At 70.5% G+C, this 25884-nt stretch carries 23 protein-coding genes; 11 read left to right on the forward strand and 12 right to left on the reverse strand.

Annotated elements, in window-relative coordinates; translation table 11 throughout:
* Positions 1–49 precede the first annotated feature (49 nt).
* The 4 genes from ACIBEF_RS15110 to ACIBEF_RS15125 are packed head-to-tail and all read right to left on the reverse strand — an operon-like array spanning position 50 to position 5399.
* Positions 50–2185, reverse strand: a complete 2136-nt coding sequence (locus ACIBEF_RS15110) for an alpha-galactosidase (protein ID WP_396793906.1) — start codon at positions 2183–2185, stop codon at positions 50–52.
* The gene (locus ACIBEF_RS15115) at positions 2182–3096 is read right to left on the reverse strand and encodes a carbohydrate ABC transporter permease (protein ID WP_396793907.1); all 915 of its coding nucleotides are present in this window, start codon (positions 3094–3096) and stop codon (positions 2182–2184) included. The genes ACIBEF_RS15110 and ACIBEF_RS15115 overlap by 4 nt, the downstream gene beginning before the upstream one ends.
* Positions 3093–4049, reverse strand: coding sequence for a sugar ABC transporter permease (locus ACIBEF_RS15120; RefSeq protein ID WP_357263776.1), 957 nt, complete (start codon positions 4047–4049; stop codon positions 3093–3095). Before ACIBEF_RS15120 ends, ACIBEF_RS15115 begins: the two co-directional genes overlap by 4 nt.
* Positions 4050–4070: 21 nt before the next feature.
* Positions 4071–5399 carry an ABC transporter substrate-binding protein gene (locus tag ACIBEF_RS15125; protein WP_396793908.1) on the reverse strand — a complete coding sequence of 443 codons (1329 nt, stop codon included), beginning with the start codon at positions 5397–5399 and terminating at the stop codon, positions 4071–4073.
* A 282-nt stretch (positions 5400–5681) separates the two neighbouring features.
* Between ACIBEF_RS15125 and ACIBEF_RS15130 the strand changes: the two genes are divergently transcribed.
* A complete protein-coding gene (locus ACIBEF_RS15130) occupies positions 5682–7700 on the forward strand; it encodes a beta-galactosidase (protein ID WP_396793909.1) in 2019 nt (672 codons plus the stop codon).
* A 1-nt stretch (position 7701) separates the two neighbouring features.
* Positions 7702–8478, forward strand: coding sequence for a DeoR/GlpR family DNA-binding transcription regulator (locus ACIBEF_RS15135; protein ID WP_396793910.1), 777 nt, complete (start codon positions 7702–7704; stop codon positions 8476–8478).
* Between the two features lie 21 nt (positions 8479–8499).
* Here the strand turns inward: ACIBEF_RS15135 and ACIBEF_RS15140 are convergent, their stop codons facing one another.
* Positions 8500–8781, reverse strand: a complete 282-nt coding sequence (locus ACIBEF_RS15140; protein ID WP_396793942.1) for a hypothetical protein — start codon at positions 8779–8781, stop codon at positions 8500–8502.
* 41 nt (positions 8782–8822) lie between these two features.
* Positions 8823–9095 carry a DivIVA domain-containing protein gene (locus ACIBEF_RS15145; RefSeq protein ID WP_357231512.1) on the reverse strand — a complete coding sequence of 91 codons (273 nt, stop codon included), beginning with the start codon at positions 9093–9095 and terminating at the stop codon, positions 8823–8825.
* A 329-nt stretch (positions 9096–9424) separates the two neighbouring features.
* Between ACIBEF_RS15145 and ACIBEF_RS15150 the strand changes: the two genes are divergently transcribed.
* From ACIBEF_RS15150 to ACIBEF_RS15160, 3 genes are all read left to right on the forward strand, one after another.
* Positions 9425–10288, forward strand: coding sequence for a helix-turn-helix domain-containing protein (locus ACIBEF_RS15150; protein WP_396793911.1), 864 nt, complete (start codon positions 9425–9427; stop codon positions 10286–10288).
* Positions 10285–10497 carry a DUF397 domain-containing protein gene (locus ACIBEF_RS15155; protein ID WP_396793912.1) on the forward strand — a complete coding sequence of 71 codons (213 nt, stop codon included), beginning with the start codon at positions 10285–10287 and terminating at the stop codon, positions 10495–10497. Before ACIBEF_RS15150 ends, ACIBEF_RS15155 begins: the two co-directional genes overlap by 4 nt.
* 422 nt (positions 10498–10919) lie before the next feature.
* The gene (locus ACIBEF_RS15160) at positions 10920–11882 is read left to right on the forward strand and encodes a sporulation protein (RefSeq protein ID WP_396793913.1); all 963 of its coding nucleotides are present in this window, start codon (positions 10920–10922) and stop codon (positions 11880–11882) included.
* A gap of 64 nt (positions 11883–11946) precedes the next feature.
* Here ACIBEF_RS15160 and ACIBEF_RS15165 read toward each other — a convergent pair whose 3' ends face one another.
* Positions 11947–12324 (reverse strand): hypothetical protein, encoded by a 378-nt coding sequence (locus tag ACIBEF_RS15165; RefSeq protein ID WP_145784774.1) that lies wholly within the window; start codon positions 12322–12324, stop codon positions 11947–11949.
* 178 nt (positions 12325–12502) lie between these two features.
* Complete coding sequence (locus ACIBEF_RS15170; protein ID WP_396793914.1) at positions 12503–14545, reverse strand: glycerophosphodiester phosphodiesterase family protein; 2043 nt, start codon at positions 14543–14545, stop codon at positions 12503–12505.
* A 191-nt stretch (positions 14546–14736) separates the two neighbouring features.
* On the opposite strand from ACIBEF_RS15170, the gene ACIBEF_RS15175 reads away from it, so the two are divergent.
* The gene (locus tag ACIBEF_RS15175) at positions 14737–15156 is read left to right on the forward strand and encodes a hypothetical protein (protein WP_396793915.1); all 420 of its coding nucleotides are present in this window, start codon (positions 14737–14739) and stop codon (positions 15154–15156) included.
* A gap of 97 nt (positions 15157–15253) precedes the next feature.
* On the opposite strand, the gene ACIBEF_RS15180 is transcribed toward ACIBEF_RS15175, so the two are convergent.
* A complete protein-coding gene (locus ACIBEF_RS15180) occupies positions 15254–17584 on the reverse strand; it encodes a HelD family protein (protein WP_396793916.1) in 2331 nt (776 codons plus the stop codon).
* 146 nt (positions 17585–17730) lie between these two features.
* Here ACIBEF_RS15180 and ACIBEF_RS15185 point away from each other — a divergent pair, with 146 nt between their 5' ends.
* Positions 17731–18357: an SGNH/GDSL hydrolase family protein gene (locus tag ACIBEF_RS15185; protein ID WP_357201494.1), complete on the forward strand. Its 627-nt coding sequence runs from the start codon at positions 17731–17733 to the stop codon at positions 18355–18357.
* 67 nt (positions 18358–18424) lie between these two features.
* Here ACIBEF_RS15185 and ACIBEF_RS15190 read toward each other — a convergent pair whose 3' ends face one another.
* Entirely contained in the window at positions 18425–19552 is a 1128-nt protein-coding gene (locus tag ACIBEF_RS15190) for an outer membrane lipoprotein carrier protein LolA (RefSeq protein WP_396793917.1), read from the reverse strand.
* A 95-nt stretch (positions 19553–19647) separates the two neighbouring features.
* Between ACIBEF_RS15190 and ACIBEF_RS15195 the strand changes: the two genes are divergently transcribed.
* Positions 19648–20304: a response regulator transcription factor gene (locus tag ACIBEF_RS15195; RefSeq protein ID WP_355007020.1), complete on the forward strand. Its 657-nt coding sequence runs from the start codon at positions 19648–19650 to the stop codon at positions 20302–20304.
* 74 nt (positions 20305–20378) lie between these two features.
* On the forward strand, positions 20379–21803 hold the full coding sequence (locus ACIBEF_RS15200) for a sensor histidine kinase (protein WP_396793943.1): 1425 nt from the start codon (positions 20379–20381) through the stop codon (positions 21801–21803).
* A gap of 308 nt (positions 21804–22111) precedes the next feature.
* Here the strand turns inward: ACIBEF_RS15200 and ACIBEF_RS15205 are convergent, their stop codons facing one another.
* Together ACIBEF_RS15205 and ACIBEF_RS15210 are read right to left on the reverse strand one after the other, a co-directional pair.
* Positions 22112–23740 carry a tetratricopeptide repeat protein gene (locus tag ACIBEF_RS15205; protein WP_396793918.1) on the reverse strand — a complete coding sequence of 543 codons (1629 nt, stop codon included), beginning with the start codon at positions 23738–23740 and terminating at the stop codon, positions 22112–22114.
* A gap of 57 nt (positions 23741–23797) precedes the next feature.
* Positions 23798–24259 carry a MarR family transcriptional regulator gene (locus ACIBEF_RS15210; protein WP_357201485.1) on the reverse strand — a complete coding sequence of 154 codons (462 nt, stop codon included), beginning with the start codon at positions 24257–24259 and terminating at the stop codon, positions 23798–23800.
* A 49-nt stretch (positions 24260–24308) separates the two neighbouring features.
* On the opposite strand from ACIBEF_RS15210, the gene ACIBEF_RS15215 reads away from it, so the two are divergent.
* Positions 24309–24830, forward strand: coding sequence for a VOC family protein (locus ACIBEF_RS15215; protein ID WP_396793919.1), 522 nt, complete (start codon positions 24309–24311; stop codon positions 24828–24830).
* Positions 24831–24854: 24 nt separating this feature from the next.
* A complete protein-coding gene (locus ACIBEF_RS15220) occupies positions 24855–25739 on the forward strand; it encodes a hypothetical protein (RefSeq protein ID WP_396793920.1) in 885 nt (294 codons plus the stop codon).
* Positions 25740–25884: the final 145 nt, after the last annotated feature.

A 25884-nucleotide genomic window follows, 5' to 3' on the forward strand; every position in this document is an offset into this window, starting at 1 on the left:
GAGGTAGAAGCCGGCCCTGCCGTTCTCGACACCCCGAGCACAGAAATTTCTATCCGACGGCGTCGACCTCCAGCACCAGGCTCTGCTCCGGGTGCAGGGCGGGCAGTTGCACACCCACCCGGGCCAGCGCCGCCCCGCTGAGGGTGAGACCACCCGCCAGCCAGGTGGGCGGGGACAGGTCGATGCTCGCCGGGCCCGGTACGTCCGACACCTGTCGCACCCGGTACCGCCGGCCGGGGTCGAGGCCGGGCAGCCGCACGGCGCCGGGCACCTGCGTCACCGATGTGGTCAGCCGGGCCACCGCGTACACCGCTCGGGTGGTGTCGTGGGCGACCACTCCGTGCGCCCAGACGGCCGGGTCCGGGTGGTCGACCCGGACCACCCGACCAGCGTGCAGCAGCGGGCGCAGCCGTTTGTGCAGCGCCACCCAGGCGGCCAGCTCGGTCTGCTCGGCAGCGCTGATCGAGGCGATGTCCCACTCGATGCCGTGGTGGCCGAAGAGCGCGGTCGCCGCCCGGAAACCCAGGTCGTGTACGCGGTTGGTGGTGTGTGAGCGTTCCGGGCCGACGTGGGTGCCGATCAGCTCCGGTGGCAGCAGCAGCCCCGTCCAGCGTTGGATGCTGAGCCGCTCCAGGGCGTCGTTGCAGTCGCTGGCCCAGACCCGGTCGGTACGCGCCAGGATGGCGAGGTCCACCCGGGCTCCGCCGGACGAGCAGCTCTCGATCTCGACGCCCGGGTGTCGACCGCGCAACTCGTCGAAGAGCCGGTAGACCGCCAGGGTCTGCCCGTGCACCCCGGGGAGGCCGTGGTGCCCGGCCTCGGTGAAGTCCCGGTTCTGGTCCCACTTGAGGTACCGGATGCCGGGGTGGTCGGTGAGCAGCGTGTCGAGACGTTCCAGCACGTAGTCGTACGCCTCGGGGCGGCCCAGGTCGAGCACCTGCTGGTGACGCCAGGCCGGCGGCAGCCGCCCCGGCACGGCGAGCACCCAGTCGGGGTGCGCGCGGAACAGGTCCGAGTCGGGGTTGACCATCTCCGGCTCAACCCAGAGGCCGAACTGGAGGCCCTGGCCGGTGACGTGCTCGATCAGCGGTTGCAGGCCGTCCGGCCAGACGCCCTCGTCGACGTACCAGTCGCCGAGCCCGGCGGTGTCGTCGCGCCGGCCGCGGAACCAACCGTCGTCGAGCACGAACCGCTCCACGCCGATCTGCGCGGCCCGGTCGGCGAGCGCCCGCAGCCGTTCCAGGTCGTGGTCGAAGTAGACCGCCTCCCAGACGTTGAGGGTCACCGGGCGGGGGGAGCGCGGGTGCCCGGGACGGGCCCGGAGGTGGCTGTGCAGCACGTCGCTGAGCCCGTCCAGCCCGGCGTCGGACCAGACCGCGTAGAGCAGGGGAGTCTCGTACGACTCGCCAGGGCCGAGCCGGACCTCGCCGGGAGCCAGCAGCTCACCGCCGCCCACTGTGGACTCGCCGGTGGGACGGCGTTCGGCGAACGTGACGTGGTCGCCGCTCCAGGCGGTGTGCACCGCCCAGACCTCCCCATGGCCGAAGCCGAACCCGGCGGTCCCGGCGACCAGCAGCAGAGTGGCGTCGTGCCCGGTACGGCCGCGCCGGCCCTCGCGGACCCAGGTGCCGTGCTGCCACGGGTGCCGCTGCGGGGACCGTTCCCGACACCACCGGCCGGTCAGGTCGAGCAGCTCGGTGGCGACCGCCGGCACCGGCAGCGCCGATGTCAGCTCCCGCAGCTCGTACGCGCTGTCGCCGTCGTTGCGCAGCCGGTGCCGAACGGTCAGCAGGCCGTACGGGTCGAGCGTGATCTCGATGGTCAGGGTCAGCCCGGCGGCCGGGTCCGACGCGCGCACGGTCAGCAGTGCCCCGCCCGGCCCGGTGTCGTGCACGTCCAACCCGTCCAGCCGGAACGCGGTGGACCAGTCCCGTCCGTCGCGGTGCCCGGCCAGACCCGGTCGGCCGCTCCAGCCGGCGCTCGCCTCCGGCAGCAGCGACAGCACTGTCGGCTCGTCGAAGCTGCTCGGCACCACCGGCGGTACCGTCGCGTCGCTGAGCTGGCGCAGGCCGTCGTCGTCGAGGGCGCCCAGGTCGCCGCCCCAGTGCACGACCCGGGGCAGCCCCGGGCCGCGCGCGTCGAGCACCAGGCTGGTCCGCGCGCGGCGCAGGTGCAGGATCGTCATCCTTTGGAAGCTCCCAAGGTCAGGCCCCGAACGAAGTGCCGCTGGAGCATAAAGAAGATCACCAGGGTGGGGATCGCGACGAGCACGCTGCCCGCGGAGACCAGGTTGTTGTCGGTGAAGAACTCACCGCGCAGGTTGTTGAGCGAGCTGGTCACCGGGAACTTGTCGCCGGTGCGCATGAGGACGGTGGCCCAGAAGAACTCGTTGTAGATCCAGGTCACCTCCAGCGTCGCCAGCGCGGCCAGGGCCGGCCGGCACAGCGGCATGGTGACCTGCCAGTACTGTCGCCAGATGCTCGCCCCGTCGACCATCGCCGCCTCGTACAGGTCACGGGGCAGCGCCTTCATGTAGTTGCTGAGCACGAAGACACAGAAACCACACTGGAAGGCCACGTTGATCAGGATCAGGCCCCAGTAGCTGTCGTACAGCAGCTCCGAGTCGCTCATGAACTCCGGCAGCGGCACCTCGGTGAACAGCCGGAACAGCGGGATGAGCAGCGCCTGCTGGGGCAGCAGGTTGGCCGCGGTGAAGACCCCGAGCAGGACGAGGTTGAGCTTCCAACTGAACCGGGCGATGACGAACGCCACGCAGGACGCGAGGAAGAGGGTCAGCAGCACCGCCGGCACGGTGATGTAGACCGAGTTGAGGAAGTGCTGTCCGAACTCCGCCGTCCGCCAGGCGGTCACGTAGTTGTCGAAGGTCCAGCCGCCGAACGAGACGTAGCCGTTCGCGGCGGTGTAGTCGTACGAGCGCAGCGAGGTCAGCACCGCCCAGGCGATCGGGAAGAGCCAGGCCAGCGAGACGACGATGAGGAAGCCGTGCAGCAGGATCCGTAACGGGGTCAGCTTGCGGCGGGGCCGGGGCGCGTCGGCCCCGCCCTCGGTGCGCCGGGTGACGGTCGCGGTGCTCATTGCCGGTTCTCCCTCATCACGGTCGCCAGGTAGATGGTGATGAAGACCAGCGAGACGACCAGCATGATCGTTGCCAGTGCCGAGCCGAAGCCGATCCGGCTCGCCTCACCCACGACGTTCTGGGTGACCAGCGCGGAGATCAGCTCCAACCCGTTGCGGCCCTTGTTGACCACCCAGACCAGGTCGAACGCGCGCAGCGACTCGATCACGGTCACCACCAGCACGATGATGTTGATGGGCCGCATGACCGGGAACACGACGCGGAAGAACGTCCTGCGCTCCGAGGCGCCGTCGACCGCCGCGGCCTCGCGCAACGACGGATCGACGCCCTTCAGACCGGCCAGGTAGAGCAGCATGATGTACCCGACGTGCCGCCACCCGGAGGCGACCATCACCGCCCAGATGTTGACGTTCGAGTCGCCGTACCAGTCGATGCTGCTGCCGAAGACGGCGTTGATCAGCCCCTGGTCCCGGGAGTAGAGCAGTTGCCAGACGAAGCCGATGAGCGCCAGCGAGAGCACCACCGGCAGGTAGAGCGCGGTCTGGTAGAAGCGGCTGCCGCGCAGTTCCTTGTCCAACAGCACGGCCAGGAACATGCCGAACGGGGTGGCGACCACGAACAGCGACGCCAGCCAGAGCAGGTTGTGCTGGATCGCCGGCACGAACGGCGGGTAGATGTTCACCACGTCGCTGTAGTTGCGGGCGCCGACGAACTCGATCTCGTTGAGGGGGCCGATGCCGTCCCAGTTGGTGCCGGAGAGCAGCACGGTGGCCGCCGCCGGCAACCAGACGAACCCGGTGACGAGCAGCAGCGGGACGAGCACCATCAGCGTGATGACCACGCGGTCGGTGCGGGACAGGAGCCGTAGCCGCCGACGACGACCACCCGTGGAGGTGGTCGTGGCCGGCGGCGGCACGGCGCGATCCGCTTGGATCAGGGGCAGGTCGGACACGATGTCCTCCCCCTTCCGCCGTCAGTCAGTGAAGATCGACTTCTTCTGGTTCTCGATGGACGAGGTCAGGCCGTCGATGTCCTTGGGGTTCTTGATGAACTGCTGGAGCGCCGGGATGATCACCGTCGAGGCGAAGTCCGGCCGGGTGTCCCGGTCGAGGAACTGGGCGATCTCGGTGGCCGAGCCGACCAACTCGGCGGCTTTCTTCTGCAGCGCGGTGTAGCCGCCGACGTCCGCGCCACTGTTGGCGACGAGGACGGCCGGGTCGTTCTTGAGGTTGATGTCCGCGGCGGCCTTGCCGCCGAAGTACTCCAACAGCTTGCGCGCGTTGTCCTCGTTCTTGGGCTTGCGGGCCATCATGTAGCCGTCGATCGGGGCGTCCAGCGCCTTGGCGCCGATGGCCGGGTCGATCTCGGGGAAGGTGAAGAAGTCGAGGTCGTCCTGCTCCTCGTTGCTGAACTGCTGGCCGACGAAAAGGCCGAGCAGGTACATGCCGCTCTTCTTCTGCTGCAACGACTGCGCGGCCTCCTGCCAGGTGCGGCCGAGGCTGTCCGGCTGGTGCAGGGGGAGCAGACCGGCCCAGGTGTCGAAGACCTTCTTGACCTTGTCGGAGGTCCAGGTCTCCTTGCCGGCCATCAGGTCGATGTGGAACTGGTAGCCGTTGATCCGCAGGTTGAGGATGTCGAAGGTGCCCATCGCCGGCCAGCCGTCCTTGTCGGCGAAGGCGATCGGGATGAGGCCGTCCTTCTTCATCTGCGCGCCGAGGTCGGTGAACTCGGTGATGGTTTTCGGCACCTGGTAGCCGCGCTGCTGCCAGACCGACTTGCGGTAGAAGACGGCCCACGGGTAGTACGTCGCCGGAACGAAGTACTGCTTGCCGTCGTCGCCGGTCGATGCCTTCTTGAAGGCCTCGGAGTAGCCGGATAGCTTGCTCCACACGTCGCTGACATCGCTGGCCAGGCCCTTCTGCGCGAAGAAGCGCATCCGGTAGCCGGCGAACCAGGTGAACACGTCGTCCGGCTTGCCCTGTAGGTAATTGTTGATGTTCTCCTGGAACGTGTTGTGGTCGACCGTATTGATCGCGACCTGCACACCGGACGAGGTCTTGAATCCGTCGGTGACCTTGACCAGGACGTCCTTCGGCTTCGGGTCGGACTGGTTCGAGCCGAGCGACACGTCCTTGCTGGACCCGCCGGAGCCGGAGCCGTCGCCACAGCCGGCGAGCAGGCCGGTGCCGAGCAGCGCGCCCGTGCCGGCCGCGCCGGCCAGCAACGATCGTCGGTTGATGCCGGCGACTGAGGGCGGTACGAGCCGAGCCAGGTACTCGGCTTGGGATTGGGGACGGGACATCTGTGCCTCCTGCGGATGAGAAGGAGCTACGCCCAAGGGCCTCAGGGTGGTGAGGGCAGGTCCAGCGTCGTGATCACATGTTGGGATCCACCGAGAATCCACATTGGCGAACACGATCGGCCATTGGGGCCTCAAGCTACCCTGCGGTCGGGCCGTGTCAAGAGGGCAGTTCGCCTCTGATAACCCAGTCGTGATCCGGCTGTTACCCGGTAAACGTTGGAAAGAAGCTCGATGTTGGAACCTGTTGACTTTGGTGGACCAGCGGGTGCACCCTCGGCTGTCATGCGGCGATGGCAGGGTGACAGCATCTATTTCGGCGGCGACTACAACCCGGAGCAGTGGCCCGAGGAGATCTGGTCCGAGGACGTCGACCTGATGCGCCAGGCCGGGGTCAACCTGGTCTCCGTCGGCATCTTCTCCTGGGCCTTGCTGGAGCCCACGCCGGGGCGGTTCGAGTTCGGCTGGCTGGATCGGGTGCTGGATCTGCTGCACGACGGTGGCATTCAGGTCGACCTGGCCACCGCCACGGCCAGCCCGCCGCCGTGGTTGGCCCACGCGCACCCGGAGACGCTGCCTCGCCGGGCCGACGGCGCGATCCTCTGGCCGGGGGGACGACAGGCGTACTGCCCCAGTTCACCGGTGTTCCGCGAGCGGTCACTGGAGCTGGTACGCGCGGTCGCCGGCCGGTACGCCGAGCACCCCGCCGTGGTCATGTGGCACGTCTCCAACGAGCTGGGCTGCCACAACGTGCACTGCTACTGCGACGTCAGCGCCGAGGCGTTCCGCGGCTGGCTGCGCGAGCGCTACGGCGACCTGGACCGGCTCAACGACGCCTGGGGCACCGCGTTCTGGAGTCAGCGCTACGGCGACTGGGCCGAGATCAACCCGCCGCGCGCTGCGCTGACCTTCGCCAACCCGACGCAGCAACTGGACTTCCTGCGGTTCTCCTCCGACGAGCAGCGCGCCCAACTGCGCGCCGAGCGCGAGGTGCTCAAGACGCTGGTTCGCCAGCCGATCACCACCAACTTCATGATCGGCACGGGCGTCAAGCACATGGACTACCACTCCTGGGCGTCCGACGTGGACCTCGTCTCCAACGACCACTACCTGACCGCCGCCGACCCGCAGGCGCACCTCGGGCTGGCGCTCGCCGCCGACCACACCCGAGGAGTTGCCGGCGGCGACCCGTGGCTGCTGATGGAGCACTCCACCAGCGCGGTCAACTGGCAGCCCCGCAACGTTGCCAAGCTGCCTGGGCAGATGCGCCGCAACAGCCTCGCGCACGTCGCCCGCGGTGCCGACGGGGTGCTCTTCTTCCAGTGGCGCGCCTCCCGGGCCGGGGCGGAGAAGTTCCACTCCGCGCTGGTCCCGCACGCCGGGCCGGACACCAAGGTGTTCCGCGAGGTCTGCCAGCTCGGCGCTGATCTCAAGGCCCTCGCGGAGGTGCGCGGCAGCCGGGTGGACGCCGACGTGGCGATCCTGTTCGACTGGGAGGCGTGGTGGGGTGTCGAGCTGGATTCGCACCCCAGCGCCGACGTCACCTACGCCGACCGGCTGAACGCCCTCTACGGCTCGCTCTGGCGTGCCGGTGTGACGGCCGACATCGTCCACCCGTCGACCGACCTCACCGGCTACCGGCTGGTCCTGGTGCCGACCCTCTACCTGGTCCGGGACGCCGACGTCGACGCGCTGCACCGCTACGTCGAGGCCGGTGGCACGGCGGCGGTCACCTACTTCAGCGGCATCGTCGACACCGACGACCACATCCGGCTGGGCGGCTACCCGGGCGCGTTCCGGGAGTTGCTCGGCATCCGGACCGAGGAGTTCTTCCCGCTGCGCGAGGGTGAGCAGGTCCAGTTGGACGACGGCAGCACCGCCGACGTGTGGACCGAGTGGGTGCACCCGGACGGCGCCGACGTGCTCGCCTCGTACACCGATGGGCCCTTGCCGGGCGTGCCGGCGCTGACTCGGCACCGGGTGGGCGACGGCGCCGCCTGGTACGTCGGCACCCGGCTGGACGAGCCGGCCACCGACCGGTTGGTGGCGCGGCTGCTCGCCGAGGCCGACGTCCGCCCGGCGGCGTCGGCACCCTCGGGCGTCGAGGTGGTCCGTCGCCGCGACGCCGACCGGACCTGGCTGTTCGCGATCAACCACACCGACACCGAGGTACGCCTACCGGCGCGCGGCGTCGAGCTGTTGACCGGGGGATACTGCGCCGGTGAGCTGGCACTGCCGGCCGGTGAGGTGGCGGTCGTCCGTGAGGACCGGGCCGATACCTTCGGTGTGAAGGAGGTTCCCTGAGTTGCTCGCCCAGCAGCGGCAGACCGCCATCCTCGATCTGATCCGCCAACGTGGCGGGGTACGGGTGAGTCACCTGGTCAGTCGGTTCGGCGTCTCCGACATGACGATCCGGCGCGACCTGGAGGTGTTGGCCGACCGGGGCCTGGTGGACAAGGTGCACGGCGGCGCGACCCTCGCCGGGCCCGGCTCGGCCGAGGAACCCGGCTTCGCCGCGAAGTCGATCCGCCAGCAGGCGGAGAAGCGGGCCATCGCCGAGCGGGCGGCGACGATGGTGGAGCCGGGAATGGCCATCGCGCTCTCCGCGGGCACCACCACCGCCGCGCTGGCCACGCTCCTCTCCGACGTACGCGGGTTGACAGTGGTGACGAACTCGATCCCGGTGGCCGACGCGCTCTACCAGAACCCGCGCGCCGACCAGACCGTCGTGCTGACGGGTGGCATCCGCACCCCGTCGGACGCGCTGACCGGGCCGGTGGCCGAGGCGGCGATCAGCGCGCTCAACGTCGACCTGCTCTTCCTCGGCGTGCACGGCCTCAGCCCACGGACCGGCTTCACCACACCCAACCTGCTGGAGGCCGGGGTCAACAGGTGTCTCATCGGTGCCGCCCGTCGACTCGTGGTGCTCGCCGACCACACCAAGTGGGAGACGATCGGCATCGCCACCATCGCCCCACTGGAGGCCGCCGACGTGCTGATCACCGACCGTGGGCTGCCGACCGAGGCCCGTTGCACGATCGGCGAGCAGGTAGGCGAGCTGGTGATCGTCGAACCGGGCTGACGACCGGACCGCGCTGGCTTTCTAGGGGTCCTTGTCGGGGAGGCAGACGCCGACGTGGTCGGCCTCCCGAGCACACCGGCGGCGACCGGGCATGATCCGGTCGCAGAAGACCCAGTGTCGTACGTGCTGCGCGTCCTCGGCCGAGACGGTGGTGCCGCCGATCTCGACCTGCGGCGTGGAGGCCAGCGAGCGGGCCAGCGTCCGCGCCAGGTCCAGTGCCTCGGCCAGGTCGGTGACCGCCACCGGCAGGTGGATCACATGCCGAGGCCTCTGCGGGTACGTCTCGACGGCGAACCGCGGCATCGGCGTGAAGAGCCCGCTGTACTGATGCTCCCAGCCCGGGCTCACGGCTGACCCCGCTCGGACCAGGCGCTCTGCCAGTCGCGCAACGCCCGCTTGACCCGGGCGTTCTCCTCGCTGAGCCGAGCGACATCGTGGTGCAACGTCGCAAGGTCGAGCGCGACGCGGTGCAGGAACCGTCGTACCTCCCCGGGGTCCAGGCCTCGCCGGCCGAAACCGACGACGGTGAAGTGCCGGTCGCGGACCTGGCTCGGGTGCAGCCGAGCCAGCCGGGCGCTGCCGTTGAGCGTGCCGTCGTAGATCGTCCCTCGGGTCATTCATCACCTCACGCGTCGTCGACCGATGGGCGGGTCAGGGTCGCGAAGGGCCCTTTGCCGTGGTAGTTATTCGTTCAAGTCGGTTCGGAGCCGGGATTCGCACATCCCGACGCTCTAGTTGAGACCCGACGAGAGCCGGTATGCGGATGCCACTCGCGAGGCCGTCTCTCGTCACCTTCTCGGCTGTTGGCACAGCCGCGGTTGCCGTGTTTGCACCGGGCGTCCCCGGGGGCCGGCGATCACCCTCACCCGCAGGCCACGTTTCCAGTCGCTCGGAACTGGAGCAATGGTTCCTACGCGGGCGTCGCCAACGAATTGAGAGGTGGACCATGCCGCACAAGCCGTTCATCCGGACCCTGCGTGCGCAATGGCTGGGTCAGCAATTGCGGATCCTGCGGGAGGAACGGGGGATGACCTTGAAGTTGGTCGCCGAGCATCTGCAACGCGACATGTCCGCGCTTGGTCGGTACGAACGCGCGGACTGGCCGATCCGCAAGGGTGACGTGATCGCGCTGCTGGATCTCTACGGATTTCACCACGCGGCCGAACGGGCTCGCCTGCTGGCGCTTGCCGAGGAGGTCTGGCGCACCGACCGGTGGGACGAGGACTACGGCGACGTCGTGGACGCGTCCTTCATCGAATATCCCTGGCTGGAAGGTCGCGCGGAGCAGGTCTGCTGCTTTCACCTCACCCTGGTGCCGGGACTGCTTCAGACCCGTGAGTACGCCGAGGCCGTGATTCGCAATGCGGCAGAACCGGGGGTTACCGAAGCGACGATCAACCGCTGGGTCGCGCTTCGGATGACCCGCCAAGAGGTACTGAGGCGACGCCGCCCACTCATGATTTCTGCGGTGATCGACGAAGCTGCGCTGCGGAGGATGGTCGGCGGGCCGGAGGTGTGGCGCCGACAGCTACAGCACCTCTCGCAGGCGCAGCGACTGGGTAATGTGGCAATCAGAGTCATGCCGTTCGGCATGGCCCTGCACCAAGGGCTCGACGGTACGTTCTGGATATTCCGTCTGCCAAAGCCGTATCCTGCGGTTGCCTACGTGGAGTCCTTGGGAGGGCGGCTCTACCTGGAGTCGCCGAAGGCTGAGCGCTTCGTTCGCGCCTTTGGTCTTCTGCTGGATTCTGCGCTCAGCGAGAGCGAGTCAACGAAGTTGATCACGAGCATCGCGGAGGAGTTGTCATGAGCGAGAGCATGTTTGAAGTGGCTTGGCACATCAGCAGCAGGAGTGACAGCAACGGCGGTAGCTGTGTGGAGGCGGGGCCCGTCCTGGATGGTTCCGGCCGAGTGGCAGTGCGCGACAGCAAGGATCGCGCCGCAGCGACCCTCGTCTACCCCGCCGGCGGCTGGATGGCCTTCGTCAACGGGGTGAAGGTCGGCGATTTCGCCCCGTGATGCGTGATCGACTCGCGTTGCAGGAAGTCGGGGCATCACCGCGACCAGGACACCCCGACTTCCGTGAACGCGAGTCGATCACCTTTGCAGGTGCCACCTTTCCGCATGCCGGCGGTGCGGAACCCTGGCCGGGAGCGGCGCTCGGCGGCTCGCGTCGCCGTCGACGCTCCGACCGGTCCCTTTGTGCTGCACAGCGGAAGGCCGAGGGCCTGATTCGTTTGCGACATCAGCTCCAAAGGCTCACCAACTGACGTCCGCCCTCCGCCGACGCTGAACGGAAGGCGGGCATCGATCAAGTGCCCCGAGCGGGACGCGCCATCGCGTGGCGCTTCACAGCCACCTCACAGGGGTGCCGGATAGGGTGCCGTTCGAGTCAACGTCCGACTCCAACCTGGAGCGGTCGGCGTCGCACAGGAGTTCCGATGGTCTTCAAGAAGATGTTGAGCGCGTTCGGTGTGGGCGGTCCCAGCGTGGACACCGTGCTGACCAACCCCAACACCCGGCCCGGCCTGACCCTCGACGGGCAGGTCAACCTCGTCGGCGGCGACGCTGAAGCAGCCATCGAGCAGGTGGTGATCGGTCTCGTCACCCGCGTCGAGGTCGAGGGACACGACACCGAGTACGCGGGCACCATGGAGTTCCACCGCATGGCGGTCAGCGGTGCGCTCCAGCTCGCCCCGAAGCAGCAGCTCTCGATCCCGTTCCAGCTGCCGGTGCCGTGGGAGACCCCGATCACCGACGTGTACGGCCAGCGCCTGCACGGCATGACGATGGGTCTGCGCACCGAGTTGGCGATCGCCCGCGCCGTGGACAAGAGCGACCTGGACCAGGTGGCGGTACACCCGCTGCCGGTGCACGAGCGGATCCTGGAGGCGTTCCAGCGGCTCGGCTTCCGGTTCAAGCACGCCGACCTGGAGCGTGGGCACATTGGGGGTGTGCAGCAGACGCTGCCGTTCTACCAGGAGATCGAGTTCTTTGCCTCCCCGCAGTACGCGAGCACCATCAACGAGGTCGAGCTGACCTTCGTGACCAGCCAGCGCGGTGTGGAGGTCATCCTGGAGTGCGACAAGCGCGGTGGGTTCCTCAGCGCCGGGCACGACGCGTTCGGCCGCTACCAGGTGGCGCACACCGACGCTGACCGGGTGGACTGGGCGCAGGTCGTCGACGGTTGGCTGCGCGAGACCACGTCCCGCTACGGCAGCCTGCGCTCCCAGTACGGTCCGAGCCACGGATACGGCTCGGGCCACGGTCACGGCCGCGGCGGGATGGGCGTTGGTGGCGTGGTGGCCGGTGCGGCGCTCGGTGTCGCCGGCGGCATGATCGCCGGCGAGATGATGGAAGACGCGTTCGAGGGCGACTTCGGCGACTTCGGCGGCGACGAGTAACGGGTCCACGCACGACAGTGGCCTCCGGGAGAGTCTCCCGGAGGCCACTGTGAGCTAAGGCCGGTCAGTGCCGGGCCTTGCGCTCCTCGCTGCTGCGGTGGTTGCTGCCGGCCTTGGCCAGGCCTCGGCTACCGAGGTAGCCAAGCGTCAGCAGGGTGATCAGGAACCAGGCGTTGTCGGCCCGGAAGATGTCCACCCCAGCGGAGTTCTGCCCGACGACCTGCGACGCGCCCAGTACGGCGGCCACCGCGATCAGGTAGATCCAGAACTCGGTAGTCTTGAACGCCTGCTTGGTCTCCGTACCGGGTGCCTGCATGTCGTTGCGGCGCCCGTCATGCATGACCGGCATCTGCTGGGTCTGCATGTCCCGCATCTGAGCGGGGTTCTGCGGGTCGTTCATGGGCCGGTTCATCGGCCGGGTGGAAGCAGCCTGCGTGCTCATCTGGTCCTCCTCAGGATGCGATGAGTCGTACCTGCATCTCCTCGCCCCGATACCGCGTTTCGGCCACGGCACGGTTCGTTTTCGTGGCGGGGACAACCCCCGACTACCCGAGGCCCCGGAGCAGGTAACACCGATCGCCGGCCGGAAAAATCCGGCCGGCGATCGGGTGGTCGGCAGGTCAGCGCAGGCCGTTGCGCATCGCCACGCTCACCAGAAGGCCCGGGTCGTCGGTGATGATGCCGTCGACGCCCAGGTCGATGACCCGCTGCATCACGGTGGCGTCATCGACGGTGTACGGGATCACCTTCAGCTTGTCGCGCGTCTGGAGGGTCCGGACGTCCGGTCCGTGGAAGTATGCCGGGTTCTCCCGCAGGTACCAGTCGGCCGAGGCGACAGTGCCCTGCTTCGGGTCGTGCACCTGCCAGTTGGCGGAGACCGTGCCAGCGCCCGCGGCCCGGGTCGGCTTGCCGAGGTCCTGGTACTTCCACCAGTCCAGTCCACCGGTCCAGGGGCTCTTCACCGACGGGTTGCCGTAGACCGCCTCCAGCGAGCACTCGTCGGCGAGGGTCGCGCACTCGGCCGGGCCGTACTGCCAGACCAGGGCGACAGTGCCGATCCGCCGGTCGAGCTGCCGTGCGTACGTGATGGTGCGCCAGTCGAACGACTGGATGGTGGCCCGGCTGGTGAAGCCGGCCCGCTGGATCGCGTCGACGAGCTTGCGGGTGAAGCTGCGGTACGGCTCGGTGTCGTTCACCACCGGGCTGATCTTCGTCTCGATGTTCATGCCGATGTCGGTGCGGCCACTCGCCTTCACCAGGGCGAATACCTCGTCCAGGGTCGGGATCCGGGCACCGGGAGCGGGCACCTGGGCGGGCAGCTCGGGCAGCGTCTTCGTGCCGCAGTCGACGGTCTTGAGCTGCGCCAGAGTCAACTCGTGCACCGGCTTGCCCACGTACGGGAACTCCGGGTCACCGCGGCGCACCGGCTTGGTGTCGACGCAGTGCGACCCGTTGACGGTGCGGTCGTGCAGCACCACGAGCTTGCCGTCGGCCGTCACGTTGGTGTCCAGCTCCAGTGTCGAGATGGCCCGGTTGGACAGCGCGTTGGCGAACGCCGGCAGGGTGTTCTCCGGCCGAGTGGCCCGGCCACCCCGGTGCGCCTGGATGTCGAACGGCGCGGCGTACGCCTTCGGCAGCCGGTAACCGCGCTGTGCCAGCACGCCCCGCAACCGGTCCGGGTAGTCGGTGATGAGGCCGTCCACACCGTCGTCGATCAGCTTGGTCATGGTCGGCACGTCGTCGACCGTCCACGGGATCACCTTGATCCCGTAGCGGTGTGCCTGGGCGACCATCTCCTTCGTGACGTACGGCTGGTAGCCCGGGTCGGTGACAGTGCCGTTCTGCGGCATGCCGTGCACCGGCGAGAAGGCGCTGGCGCCGAAGCTGCGGATCGCCGTGATCGGGTCGCCGCCGAAGTCGTCGATGTCCAGCCCGCCCAGCCACGGCGACGCACCCGGCTGACCGGTCTGGAGGAAGTCGTAGTTGGTCAGCGCGACCAGCGGCAACTTCGGCTCGACCTGACGCATGCGCATCAGCGCGCCCCAGTCGAAGCTCTGGATGGTGACCTGATTGAGCAGCCCGGCGGCGCGGATCTCGCCCGCGGTGACCCGGACGAACTGTTCGCGGGGGGCGGTCTCGGTCGGCGCGCCGGCCTCGACCTTGGTCTCGACGTTGAGCTTCACGTCCTTGGCCCGGTAGCGGTTGACCAGCGCGAAGACCTCACGCAGCAGCGGCATCCGGGCACCGGGGACGGCGACCTGGCCGGGCTTGTCCGACAGCGTCTTCGACCCGCAGTCGAGCGAGCGCACCTGGGCCAGGCTGAGCGTGTTGATGTACTTCCCGACGTACGGGAACTCCGGGTCGCCGGGCGTTACCGGAGCGGTGTCGACGCACTTGGTGCCGGTGACCTTCCGGTCGTGGGTGACGACGGCCTGACCGTCCTCGGTGATCTGCACGTCCAGTTCGAGGGTGCTCACCCCGAGCTGGAGGGCATTGCCGAAGGAGGCGAGGGTGTTCTCCACCCGCAGCCCGAGGCCGCCCCGGTGGGCCTGCACGTCGAATGTCCGGTCCGGTCGTGGCTTCGCCTGAGCGGGCACCGCGAGCCCGGTCGTCACCGTCGCGGCCACCAGCGCCGCGACGGCGGTACGGCGTACTGTGCGCACGCTGTCATCCCCTCCTGCCGGCGGGCATCTCCCACCGGTCGCGGGACAGCATGGACATCTCGGGCTGCGGGCAGGCGGCCAGCGGGCAGCGTGACGGTGAACCGCCGTGGACGACCTCCCGGTCACCCCGGGTTTGGTCGGCCGACGGTCGGGCACGCAGTCAGTTCCACAGCTTCTGCGAGGTGATGGACGTGCGTGAGGACGACATGCGGCAGGACGCCGCCCGCGAGGCCGAGGATCGGATCGCCGGCGGTGTGTACGGCAAGGGCGCCCTCGACGAGGTGACGGTGCCCCGCACCGATGTGGACAGTCAGATCCAGCGCGATGACCCGTTCGACCCGGCGAAGGAACGGATCGACCCACAGGTGCTGCGCGACGGTGGCCCGGTCGGCGGGCAGGGCGCGGTGACCACCACCGGTGGCACCGCCGGGCCGGCGAGCGTACGCCGGGTGGCCCGACAGCCGGAGCGGCATCGCGGCAAGGTTGCCCCGACCACCACAGGTGACGCCACCACCGGCGGCCTGAGCACCCCGATGGGCGGCGGCACCAGCGACCAATCCACGTCGGCGACCGCCCCGCCAAAGTCCATCAGAGACAGATCAACCGACTAACCCCACTGCCCCACCCACCCACCGCCCCCTTGACGGCGTGATCATGGGGTTGACGTGGCTGTGGAAGATCACAGTCCACGTCAACCTCATGATCGACTCAGCGGGTGGGGGTGGGGGTGGGGGTGGGGGTGGGGGTGGGGGTGGGGCGGAGGACGCCTAGGCGTTGGGTGGCGCGGGTCAGGGCCACGTAGAGGTCGCTGCGTCCGCGGGGGGACTCGGCCACCATCCGGTCGGGGTCGACCACCAGCACCGAGTCGAACTCCAACCCCTTGGCCTGGGCGACTGTCAACACCACCACCCGGCTCTCCAGCTCCGGATGCTCGCCGACGGCAGCCTCCGGCAGGGCGGCGGTCACCGCCGCACCCAACTCACCCACCAGGCCGGCCGGCACGAGCACTCCGAGCCGCCCCTCGCTCAGCCCGGCCGCCTCCCGGGTGGCCTCGGCGACCAGCTCCGCCGCCAACCGACCGTCGGGGACCGCCCGGTCCCACGGCGGTACGCCGCTCTCCCGCACCGAGCGCGGCGGCCGCAGTGCCGGGTCGATCTCGGCCAGTACCTCGGCGGCGACCGCCATGATCTCGGCGGGAGTGCGGTAGCTGACCGTCAGCTCGGTGAGCCGCCACCGCTGCTCGACGTACGGGGCGAGCGCGTCCGCCCACGACGGCGTGCCACTCAGTGCCCCGGTCTGTGCCACATCGCCGACGATCGTCATCGACCGGCTCGGGCAGCGGCGCATCAGCAGCCGCCAGGCCATCGGCGAGAGCTCCTGCGCCTCGTCCACGATCACGTGGCCGAACGCCCAGGTGCGGTCGGCGGCGGCCCGCTGCGCGGTGGTCAGCCGGTCGGCCTCCTCCTGCCGCTCCAACAGTCGATCCGCGTCGATCAGGTCGGTCACGCCGAGGATCTCACCGCCCTCGGCCTCGTCCTCGACGTCGATCGAGCGGGAACCCTTGGCGATCTCCAGCACGCCCTCGGCGTACTCCCGTTCCATCATCCGGATGCGGTCCCGCCGGGCGGCGGCGGCGCGTTCGTCCTCGCCGAGCAGTTCGGCGGCCTCGTCCAGCAGCGGGACGTCGGCCGGCGTCCAGCCACCGCGCTCGCGGCGCAGCAGCGCCCGCTCGTCCTCGCTGAGCATCGGCGCGGCGGCGGCGATCCGGTCCGGGTCGGCGTACAGGTCGGCGAGCAGCTGCTGCGGGGTGAGCACCGGCCACAGTCGGTCCAGGGCGGCCTGGATCTCCGTCTCCTCGCGCAGCTCGCGACGGATCTCGGCGCGGTCCGCCTCGTCGAGGAGGTTGTCCCCGCCGAGCGGGTCGGCGCCGATCCGCTCGGCCACCTGGTCGGCGAGCGCGTGCACGATCTCCACGTCGAACAACGCGCGAGCCAGGTTGTGCGGTCGGTCGGCGCGCCGGACCCGATCGCGGGCCGCGCGCACGATCTCCGGATCGAGGGTCAGCGTCTCCCGCTCGACCTCGATCTCCAGCGGCTCGTCCGGCACCCACTGCCGATCCCGTACGGCCAGCGCCAACACCTCGGCCAGCACCGCCCGGCCCTTGAGCGCCGCGGTCTCGGCCGGCTCGGTCCGTTGGGCGCTCACCCCGGGAAAGAGATCACCCTGGGTACGCAGCAGCACGCCGGTCTCGGCCAGCGTCGGCAGCACCTGGGAGATGTAGCGCAGGAAGGTCGCGTTCGGGCCGACCAGCAGCACGCCACGGCTGGAGAGTTCCCGCCGGTGCGTGTAGAGCAGGTACGCCGCCCGGTGCAGCGCGACAGCGGTCTTGCCGGTGCCGGGGCCGCCCTGAACCACCATCACGCCCGGAAGTTCCGCGCGGATGACCTCATCCTGCTCGGCCTGGATGGTCTCGACGATGTCGCGCATCCGGCCGGTACGGCCCGCGTTGAGCGCGGCGAGCAGCGACGCCTCACCGGTCAGCTCCTCGTGGGCGCCGGGGGAGGCGGTGTCGATGTCGAGCACCTCGTCGTTGAGCCCGGTCACCTTGCGCTGCCGGGTACGCAGGTGCCGGCGACGGCGTACGCCCTGCGGGTTCGCGGCGGTGGCGAGGTAGAACGGCCGGGCGGCGGGTGCCCGCCAGTCCATCAGCAGCGGATCGTAGTCACCGCTGGTGTCGAAGATGCCGATCCGGCCGATGTAGCGGCGGGAGTCGTCGTCGCCGTCGAGACGACCGAAGCAGAGCCCGTTCTCCACGGCGGAGAACTGTTCGACCTGATCGGCGTACATCGCTACCGAGCTGTCGCGCTGCGAGCGGTCCTGGAGGGTGCCGCCGGTGTTGTGCAGCTCGGCGGTGAGCCGGTGGGCGGCCTGCTGACGCAGCTGGTCCAGCCGGTTGTAGAGCATCGAGACGTACTCCTGCTCGCGACCGATCTCGTCGTCGAGCGGCAATTCGCCGGAACCGCCGGAGTGCCTTGACAAGCCGTCTCCCTAAAGATTAGAATCCTTTGCAGGAACGGCTTTTAGCCGTTCTTTTTTGTGCCTTCGAACTGTTGAAGATAGCGCGTTCCGCCGGTTCTCACCAAGCCGGGCGGTCCGGCGCGCCGGTGATCGCGAGGTGACGGCAGATGATCCTGCGGACCGGCCAACGGGTGGTTTTCATCGGGGACAGCATCACCGATTGTGGTCGACGTGACGTCGCCGCGCCCTACGGCAGCGGATATGTGAGTCTCGTGCGCGCCCTGGTCGACGCGCGGCACCCGGAGTTGGAGCTGGAATGGGTCAACCGGGGTGTGGGCGGCGACACGGTGCGGGACCTGGCCGCCCGCTGGGACGACGACGCCATCGCCGAGCGCCCCGACTGGCTCGCGGTGCTGATCGGCATCAACGACATCTGGCGGCACTACGGTGACCGGCCGGATGAGGCAGTCGGCATCGAGGAGTACGAGCGCACGCTGCGCGACCTGCTGCGTCGGGCGGTCGACGCCACCGGCTGCCGACTGATCCTCGGCGACCCGTTCTTCATCGAGCCCGACCGGAGCGTCCCGCAACGCGCGGACACCGACCGGTACGCGGCGGTCATGGCGGGGCTGGCGACCGAATTCGACGCGGTGCACGTGCCCAACCAGGCGGCGTTCGACCGGGTGCTGGCGGTGAGTCCGGCGACGCGTTGGGCCGACGACCGGGTCCACCCGTACCTGCCCGGCCACGCGGTCCTCGCCGACGCGTATCTCAGCGCCCTCGGCGTCTCCTGACCCGGGCCGACCCACAGCGAAGCGCCGGGCCGACCGTGAGGTCGACCCGGCGCGAACACCGCGGAGATCAGCCGCGCGCGGCCTCGTAGAGCCGCTCCGGAGTCACCGCTCCGGCGAGCACCCGGCCGTCGTCGGTGAGCAGCACGCTGAACAGCTTGCTGGTGAGGAGGCGACCGCTGCCCCAGTCACCACTGACCGCCGGCAGCCCGCCGAGCAGCTTCGACATGTCCAGGTCCGGCGCGGCTCCGGCCGGGAGAGTTGCCTGCTTCGGGGCGGGCTTCCGGTCGGCACTGGCCCCGTCGAGGCGGCTGACGAGCACTGTCGTCCAGCCGTCGCCCACCGCGCGGACCTGCGGGTCACCCGCTGGCCCGACGTGACCGGGCTTGCCCGTCGGGCGCTCGGCCTTCTCCTCGGCGACGGTCACGCCGGGCGGCGGGTTGAAGCGGAACTGGTCGGTGTCCGGGCGGCGGTAGTCGACCTGGGTGAAGGCCACCTCGAACGCCGGCCGGTCGCTGCCCTTCGCGAGCACCTCGAAGCGCAGCGGCACGTGCTGCTTGGCGTCGATGGCGATCCGCAGCTGGTGCACCAGGGAGGCCTGGTCGCGCGGCTGGAGCACCAACTCGTACGCGTCCTGTCCGGCGACGGTCGCCGACCGGCCCACGCTGACCTCGGTGCTCGGGTCGATCGCGGTCAACGCCAGGTCGGCGGCCTGCTGCGGGGTGGCCGGCAGGCTCGCTGCCGGTTCCGGGGCGGGCTTCCAGGCTCCGGCGTCGCCGCCCAGCACGCGGTGGGTGGCGGTGTTGCTGCGGCTCTGCCACGTCCACAGGTCCTGGCCGTTGCGGATGATGTCCTGCTCGCCCAGCGTGTCCATCAGCGCGACCCGCTGCTTGTCCGGCCCGGAATACCAGACCCGCAGGGTGTGGGTGCCGGTCAGTAGGGTGGTCAGCTCGTTGCCGGGAACCAGCCCGACGAGGGACGGCAGGCCGAGGTCGGCGCGTTGCACGACGGTCCCGGACAACCCCTCCAGCCGGGATGTCTGCAGGTCGACCAGGAGCTGAGCGGCGGTTCGGGGCGGCAGGCTCGGCTCGGCCTCGGCGGCGAACGTGCCGATCGCTGCGCCACCGCCGATGACGGCGACGGCCGCGGTGGCCGGAACCAGCCAGCGAAGGACGGAACGGCTTCTCAGGACGGACATGGTGGCACCTCCTGCGGCCATCTTGCCTCGTCCGTGCTGTGAACGCGCTGAGGACAGCGAACCGCCCCGATTGACCCGGGTGGCACCCTTGAGCTGTGCGGGTGCTGGTGGTGGAGGACGAGGCCCGGTTGGCGGCTGCGCTGCAACGCGGTCTCCAGGCGGAGGGGTTCGCGGTGGACGTGGCGACGACCGGCCCGGCGGGCCTGGACGCCGCCCGGCACGGCGGGTACGACGCCATGATCCTCGACGTGATGCTGCCTGGCCTCTCCGGGTACGAGCTGGTCCGGCGGCTGCGCGCGGAACAGCACTGGCTGCCGGTGCTGATGCTCTCCGCCAAGGACGGCGAGTACGACCAGGCCGACGGCCTCGACTGCGGCGCCGACGACTACCTGACCAAACCCTTCTCGTACGTGGTGCTGCTGGCCCGGCTTCGGGCCCTGCTGCGTCGGGGCGCGCCGGAACGTCCGACCGTCCTCGCCGTCGGTGACCTGCGGTTGGATCCGGCCCGCCGACGGGTGACCCGGGCGGACACCGAGGTGGCGCTGACCGCGCGGGAGTTCGCGTTGCTGGACTACCTGATGCGCCGTCCGGGCCAGGTCGTCTCCAAGGTCGAGTTGTTGGACCACGTCTGGGACGCCAGCCTGGAGACCGCGCCGAACGCGGTCGAGGTGTACGTCGGCTACCTGCGCCGCAAGCTCGGCCGGGACCGGCTGGAGACGGTCCGGGGTGCCGGCTACCGGCTGGCGACGTGACCGTCGACAGCCCGGCCACCACCCGTCTGGCCAGGCCCGGCTGGATGCCGGTCCTCGGGCTGCGCGGGCGACTCATGGCGATCGGTGTGGTCGGTCTCACCATCGGGCTGGCCGTGGGCGGGGTGGTGTTGCTCGGCGCGCTCGGCTTCGTGCTCCAGCGCACTGTCGACACCGAGGCGTTCCGCACCGCCGACGCGGTCGCCCTGCTCGCCGCCGAGGACGCGCTGCCCGACCCGCTGCCGGTGGCCGGCGGGCAGGTCCGCGTGCAGGTCGTCGACGGGCAGGGCCGAATCCGGGCGGCCTCGATCGACGCCGACCGTCTGGTGCCGATGGTCCGCCCGGAGCGGCTGAACCGCGACGGTCGGCAGCGGCTTGAGGTGCCGGCCGAGCGGGTCGGGCTCGTCGGCCCGGTCCGGGTGGTCGCCGTACCCGCCGGCACCGCGGCCGACCCGCTCACCGTGCTGGTCGCCCGCTCGATGGCCGACGTGCGGCACAGCACCCACGTGGTCCGGACCATCCTGCTGGTGGCGTTCCCGCTGCTGGTGGCCGTGCTGGCCGGGGTTGCGTGGCGGGTGGTGGGGGCGACCCTGCGGCCGGTCGAGGCCTTACGTCGAGGTGCCGAGGAGATCACCGGGAGGGCCGGCGCCGGCCGGCTGCCGGTGCCGGCGTCGGCCGACGAGATCCACCGTCTGGCGGTCACCCTCAACGGCATGCTGGGCCGGCTGGAGTCCGCCCGCGTCCGGCAGCGGGCCTTCGTCTCCGACGCCGCGCACGAGCTGCGCAGCCCGTTGACCAACATTCGGACGGAGCTGGAGGTGGCCCAGCACCTCGCCGACCGGACGGACTGGACGGCGGTGACGGCCAACCTGCTCGCCGACACCGAGCGGTTGAGCCGCCTGGTCGACGATCTCCTGCTGCTGGCCCGCCTGGACGAGACTCCGCCGACCCGGGGGACCGGCCCGGTGGAGCTGGGCGCGTTGCTGACCGAGGTTGCCGCCCGCTACCCGTCGTCGCCGGTGCGGGTGACGCCGCCGACGGGCCCGCTCTGGACGATCGGCACCGTCGAGGAGCTGCGTCGCGTGCTGGCCAACCTGGTCGACAACGCGGTACGGCACGCGCACGGCAGCGTCGTGCTCGCGGCCGAGGCGACGTCGATGGGCGAGGCGATGTCCGGGGCCGGCGAGAAGTCGATGGCCGGCGAGACGTCGATGGCCGGGGCGGGGCTCGGACCCGGCGTCGGGACGTACCACCTGGTGACGGTGACCGACGACGGCCCGGGGATCGCGGTGGCGGACCGGGAGCGGGTCTTCGACCGGTTCACCCGGCTGGATGACGGACGGGCCCGCGACGACGGGGGCGCCGGCCTGGGGCTGGCCATCGTCCGGGAGCTGGTGCGACGCGCGGGCGGCACCATCACAGTGACCGACGCGCCGGAGCAGCGAGGCCTGCGGGTGTGCCTGCTCCTGCCAGCGTTGCCGGCCGAGGACGGCCACAGGTAGACGGGCCGTGACGGTGACCCTCCCCCATCGCCCACCGATGCTCCCCTTTGCTCTGCACCCGCGGGTGCGACAGCTACGCAACGCGATGGCTGTCGGCGCGTGTCGAAGCGGTGGCCGAGACGTTTCAGCTGGTCATCCGAGGTGGTGCAGATAGGTAAGCAGAGCAAAGGCTGTGCCGGACTGCGGTGCGGTGCGTCGGCGGTGACGGTTTGTCACGGCGGGCTCCGCAACGGCCAATGCCACGCTCGGTGAAGTCGGCGCGGCGCGGCCACGAGGCGGGGCAGTGCTGGCGGGTCAGCGGCGGCGGGTCAGCGGCGGCGGGTACAGACCTGCTTGGACCGGGCCACGGTGTCGGTGGACCAGGCGACTGCGACGGTGAAACAGAAGTCGTTCGTGCGGTTGAGGGCGTAGATGACGAAGCTGGTGGTGCCGGCGGGCAGCGTCGCGAAGATGTTGTGGGACTGGCCGGTGCGACCGCCCGCGATGACCACCGGGCCCTCGCCGCCAGCCGGGTAGGTCCAGTTCAGCGCGATGCTGTCCCGGGTGTCGCGCAGGGTCACCGCGCTGGGTGGGGTGCCGGGCGGGGCCGCGGCGGCAGCCGACGTAGGTGCCGTGCCGCCCGGGGCGGGCGCGGTGCTGGCCGGCGCGCCGGCGGTGGGGGAGGCGCTGGCCGGCGGCGGGGTCGGTTCGTCGTCGCCGTCGACCCGGGCCACCCCGGCGATCACCGCTGCCGCGCCGAGGAGCACCACGACCACACCGGCCACCAGCACCGGTACCAGCCGGTTGCGCTGCTCCGGCGGCGCGCGGTGCACGGGCACCGGCAGAAGCCGCGACGGCGTGTACGGCTCGACCTGCCCGTACGGGTCGGGCCGGGCGTACGGGTCGGACGGTTGGTGCTGGTCGGAGGGTGGGTTCGGGTCGCGCGACCCGTACGGGTCGGCGGTGCGGTGCAGCCGGTACACCCCGGGCTGCTCCTCCGTGCCGCCGGCCAACCCGACCACCGACGGGGGCACCGGAGGGTCGGTGGGGTGGGGTGAGGGGTCGTCGGCCGGTTCGGGCGACCACCTGCTGCCCATCGATCCGACCGCCTCGTCGGAGGGCAGCCGGGGGTTCGGCACCGCCCCGGCGTGGTGGGTTGCGGCTGCCTGCGGGTGGTAGCCGGATTCGGCTGGCCCGTCGTCGTGCGGTGGGACGCGGGCGGCCGGCACGACCGGAGCGTCCCGAGCTGTCGGCGGGTTGTCGGCGCAGGCGTGGTCGGGATTGGCCGCCGCCCGGGCCAGGGCCGCCACCTGGGTGGCCAGCGGGTCGTCGGCGGGCAGGTGCTGCCGGCATAGCTCGCGGGCAAGCGCCAGGTTGTCGTGTGCCTCGGCGAACTGCCCGCAGTCGCGCTGCATCGCCCCGAGCCGCGCCAGCATCTTGATGCCGCTGGGGTGGCCGTCGCCGTACACCTCGCGGTGCAGCTCCCAGGCGTCCTGGAGGCGGTCGCGGGCCACGGTGCACTGGCCGCGCGCGTATTCGACGGTGGCCAGGTCGGCGTGCGCGGCGAGCACCCGCAGTGACTCCGGGCCGTCCTGTGCGGTCAGCTCGATGATGACTTCCTGGTAGAGCCGCGCCGCCCGGGAGTGGCTGCCGACCCGGTGCAGCACAGCGGCCAGAGTTGCCGCCGCGGCCACCGTGCGCGGGTCGGCGCGGCCGTGCAGGCGGGTGGTGGCCGCGTACGCGAAGGCGGCCCAACCCCGGGCCGAGTGCGGCTCGCCGAGGGCGATCAGCACCCGCGCCTGAAGGCTGGCCGCGTCGGCCAGCTCGGGCGTGGCGTTGGCCGGGCGGGGGTCGGCGTCGGTGAGCGCGTCGGACAGCAGTTGCTGTGCGCCGGCAAGATCGCCGGAGGACACGAGGTGGTGCGCCTGATCAGTCAGTTCACCGAAGCCGGAAGACACGCCCCATCGTGCTCATTCGACGACGGTAAGTACAAGACCCGCGCCGGTGTCGATTGGTCAGGATCCGGTCATATGCTCGGCCAGGGTCTCGCTGATCCGGCGCAGCTGATCGACCTGGGCGGGGCTCAACGCGTCGAACAGGTGTCGGCGTACCCCCTCGACATGGCCGGGTGCGGCGGCCGCGAGGGTGGCGAAACCCTCGTCGGTGAGCAGCGCGATCTGCCCCCGCCGGTCGGTGGGGCAGTCCTCGCGGCGCACCCAGCCGGCGGCCTCCAGTCGGGCCACGGCGTGCGAGAGCCGACTGCGGGATGACCCAGCGGCCTGCGCCAACTGGCTCATGCGCAGTTGACGACCGGGGGCCTCGGAGAGCTGGACCAGGATCTCGTAGTACGCGTGCGGCATGCCCGCGTCGCGTTGCAGCTCGCGGTCGAGAGTGTCCATCAGCACCCGGGAGGCGGTGAGGTACGCGCGCCAGGTGCGCTGCTCGTCGGGGTCCAACCAGCGGGTCATGACCGCCATCATACCCTCGATAGTTGAAAGCTCAACTAAACCGCGCTAGTCTCGGATCATGGGTATCCACCGGCTCAACCACGCGGTCCTCTACGTCAGTGACCTCGCCCGCAGCGTTGCGTTCTACAGCGACGTGCTGGGCTTCCGCCCGGTGGCGATGACCCCGGACGGTTTCCGGGGCGCCACCTTCCTCCAGGCCCCCGACTCCACCAACGACCACGACCTCGGCCTCTTCGAGATCGGCGCCGGCGCCGGTCGGTCCACCGCCGGTCGGTCCACCGTCGGCCTCTACCACCTCGCCTGGGAGGTGGACACGCTCGACGAGCTGGCCGCCACCGCCGAGCGGCTCGCCGCGGCCGGCGCACTGGCCGGCAGCTCCGACCACGGCACCACGAAGAGCCTCTACGGCAAGGATCCGGACGGCCTGGAGTTCGAGGTGGTCTGGCTGATCCCGGCCGACCTGCTCGACGACACCGCTCTGGCCGCCCGCAAGCAGATCGGTCGTCTCGACCTGAACGCCGAGCGGCAGCGTTACGGCGGGCAGACCCGGGGCGGGGTGGGGATCTCCGTCCCGGTCTGACCGCCCGTAGGGTAGAACGGACCGATGCCGACCGACCGGACCACTGATTTCCTCCGCGAGCTGCTGGTCCGCCAGTTGACGACCTGGCTGCCCGCGGCCCTGCACCGCTCCCGGCGGGCCACCGTCGCGCTCGCCGGGGTCGACGCGGCAGCCACCGAGGCCGCGCTCCGGTTGGTCGGCGGGCACGGCGACCAGGTGCGCGGCCGGCAGGTGACGGTGGTGGTGCTGGCCGACGGCGCGCCGGAGCTGCCAACCCGGCTCGGCCCGATCGAGGCGGAGCTGCCCGCCGAGGTCACCGTACACCTGCTGCCCGGCGACGCCTACCGGCTGCCGGTCGCGGTGAAGGCCGCCGGGGCGGCCGGCGCGCCGTTGTTCTCCTTCGTGGACCTGCCCGGCGCGGTGACGCCGAAGGTGCTCACCGCCGCAGCCAACGGCCGGACCGGTGAGCTGCTGCTGCACACCGGCGACAGCGCCCGAGACGTGCTCGTCTCCGCCGGCTTTCCCCTGGTCGCCGAGGTGGCGCCGGTGCTGCCCGACGGGGAGGCTGCCGGCGTTGTCGCGTTCGGCAGCCGCTCCGACCGGAGTCTGGAGGCGGTACGCGACGCGCTCTGGACGGTCGGCACGCAGTTCGACGTACGCTTGCGCGACCCACTCGACCCGACCGGCACGACTGTCGACGTGGTGAACGACCCCGACCTCGAACCGCTGGCCCACGAGTTGCTGGCCGAGCTGCGAGCGGGCGGGCCACGGCAGGTCACCGAGCTCCGCCGGCACACCCTCACCGCGACCGTCTACCGTGCCGCCGACGCCAACCGCGCCCTCACCACCCTGCTCGACGCCGGCGCCCTGAGCCGCGACCGCGAAACCCGCCGCCTGGCCGGCGACGAAACCCTCAGAGCAATCCCCTAACCCCACCCCACCCCGTCCCCACCCCACCCCGTCCCCGCCGCCCCCCGCCCCCGCGATCTTGCACTTTCTGCGGTGACACATGGGGCATCCCTCGCGAATCGGCAACCGAAACTGCAAGATCGCGGGGGCGGGCGGGGCGGGCGGG

It is taken from the genome of Micromonospora sp. NPDC050795 (genome assembly GCF_044456785.1).
GTDB lineage: Bacteria > Actinomycetota > Actinomycetes > Mycobacteriales > Micromonosporaceae > Micromonospora.

Excerpts from the sequence above, each read along its gene's own strand:
- ACIBEF_RS15110 (WP_396793906.1), bottom strand. The coding sequence starts at position 2,185 with ATGACGATCCTGCACCTGCGCCGCGCGCGGACCAGCCTGGTGCTCGAC.
- ACIBEF_RS15115 (WP_396793907.1), bottom strand. The coding sequence starts at position 3,096 with ATGAGCACCGCGACCGTCACCCGGCGCACCGAGGGCGGGGCCGACGCG.
- ACIBEF_RS15125 (WP_396793908.1), bottom strand. The coding sequence starts at position 5,399 with ATGTCCCGTCCCCAATCCCAAGCCGAGTACCTGGCTCGGCTCGTACCG.
- ACIBEF_RS15130 (WP_396793909.1), top strand. The coding sequence starts at position 5,682 with ATGCGGCGATGGCAGGGTGACAGCATCTATTTCGGCGGCGACTACAAC.
- ACIBEF_RS15140 (WP_396793942.1), bottom strand. The coding sequence starts at position 8,781 with ATGCCGCGGTTCGCCGTCGAGACGTACCCGCAGAGGCCTCGGCATGTG.
- ACIBEF_RS15145 (WP_357231512.1), bottom strand. The coding sequence starts at position 9,095 with ATGACCCGAGGGACGATCTACGACGGCACGCTCAACGGCAGCGCCCGG.
- ACIBEF_RS15150 (WP_396793911.1), top strand. The coding sequence starts at position 9,425 with ATGCCGCACAAGCCGTTCATCCGGACCCTGCGTGCGCAATGGCTGGGT.
- ACIBEF_RS15155 (WP_396793912.1), top strand. The coding sequence starts at position 10,285 with ATGAGCGAGAGCATGTTTGAAGTGGCTTGGCACATCAGCAGCAGGAGT.
- ACIBEF_RS15160 (WP_396793913.1), top strand. The coding sequence starts at position 10,920 with ATGGTCTTCAAGAAGATGTTGAGCGCGTTCGGTGTGGGCGGTCCCAGC.
- ACIBEF_RS15165 (WP_145784774.1), bottom strand. The coding sequence starts at position 12,324 with ATGAGCACGCAGGCTGCTTCCACCCGGCCGATGAACCGGCCCATGAAC.
- ACIBEF_RS15185 (WP_357201494.1), top strand. The coding sequence starts at position 17,731 with ATGATCCTGCGGACCGGCCAACGGGTGGTTTTCATCGGGGACAGCATC.
- ACIBEF_RS15190 (WP_396793917.1), bottom strand. The coding sequence starts at position 19,552 with ATGTCCGTCCTGAGAAGCCGTTCCGTCCTTCGCTGGCTGGTTCCGGCC.
- ACIBEF_RS15200 (WP_396793943.1), top strand. The coding sequence starts at position 20,379 with ATGGCGATCGGTGTGGTCGGTCTCACCATCGGGCTGGCCGTGGGCGGG.
- ACIBEF_RS15210 (WP_357201485.1), bottom strand. The coding sequence starts at position 24,259 with ATGGCGGTCATGACCCGCTGGTTGGACCCCGACGAGCAGCGCACCTGG.
- ACIBEF_RS15215 (WP_396793919.1), top strand. The coding sequence starts at position 24,309 with ATGGGTATCCACCGGCTCAACCACGCGGTCCTCTACGTCAGTGACCTC.
- ACIBEF_RS15220 (WP_396793920.1), top strand. The coding sequence starts at position 24,855 with ATGCCGACCGACCGGACCACTGATTTCCTCCGCGAGCTGCTGGTCCGC.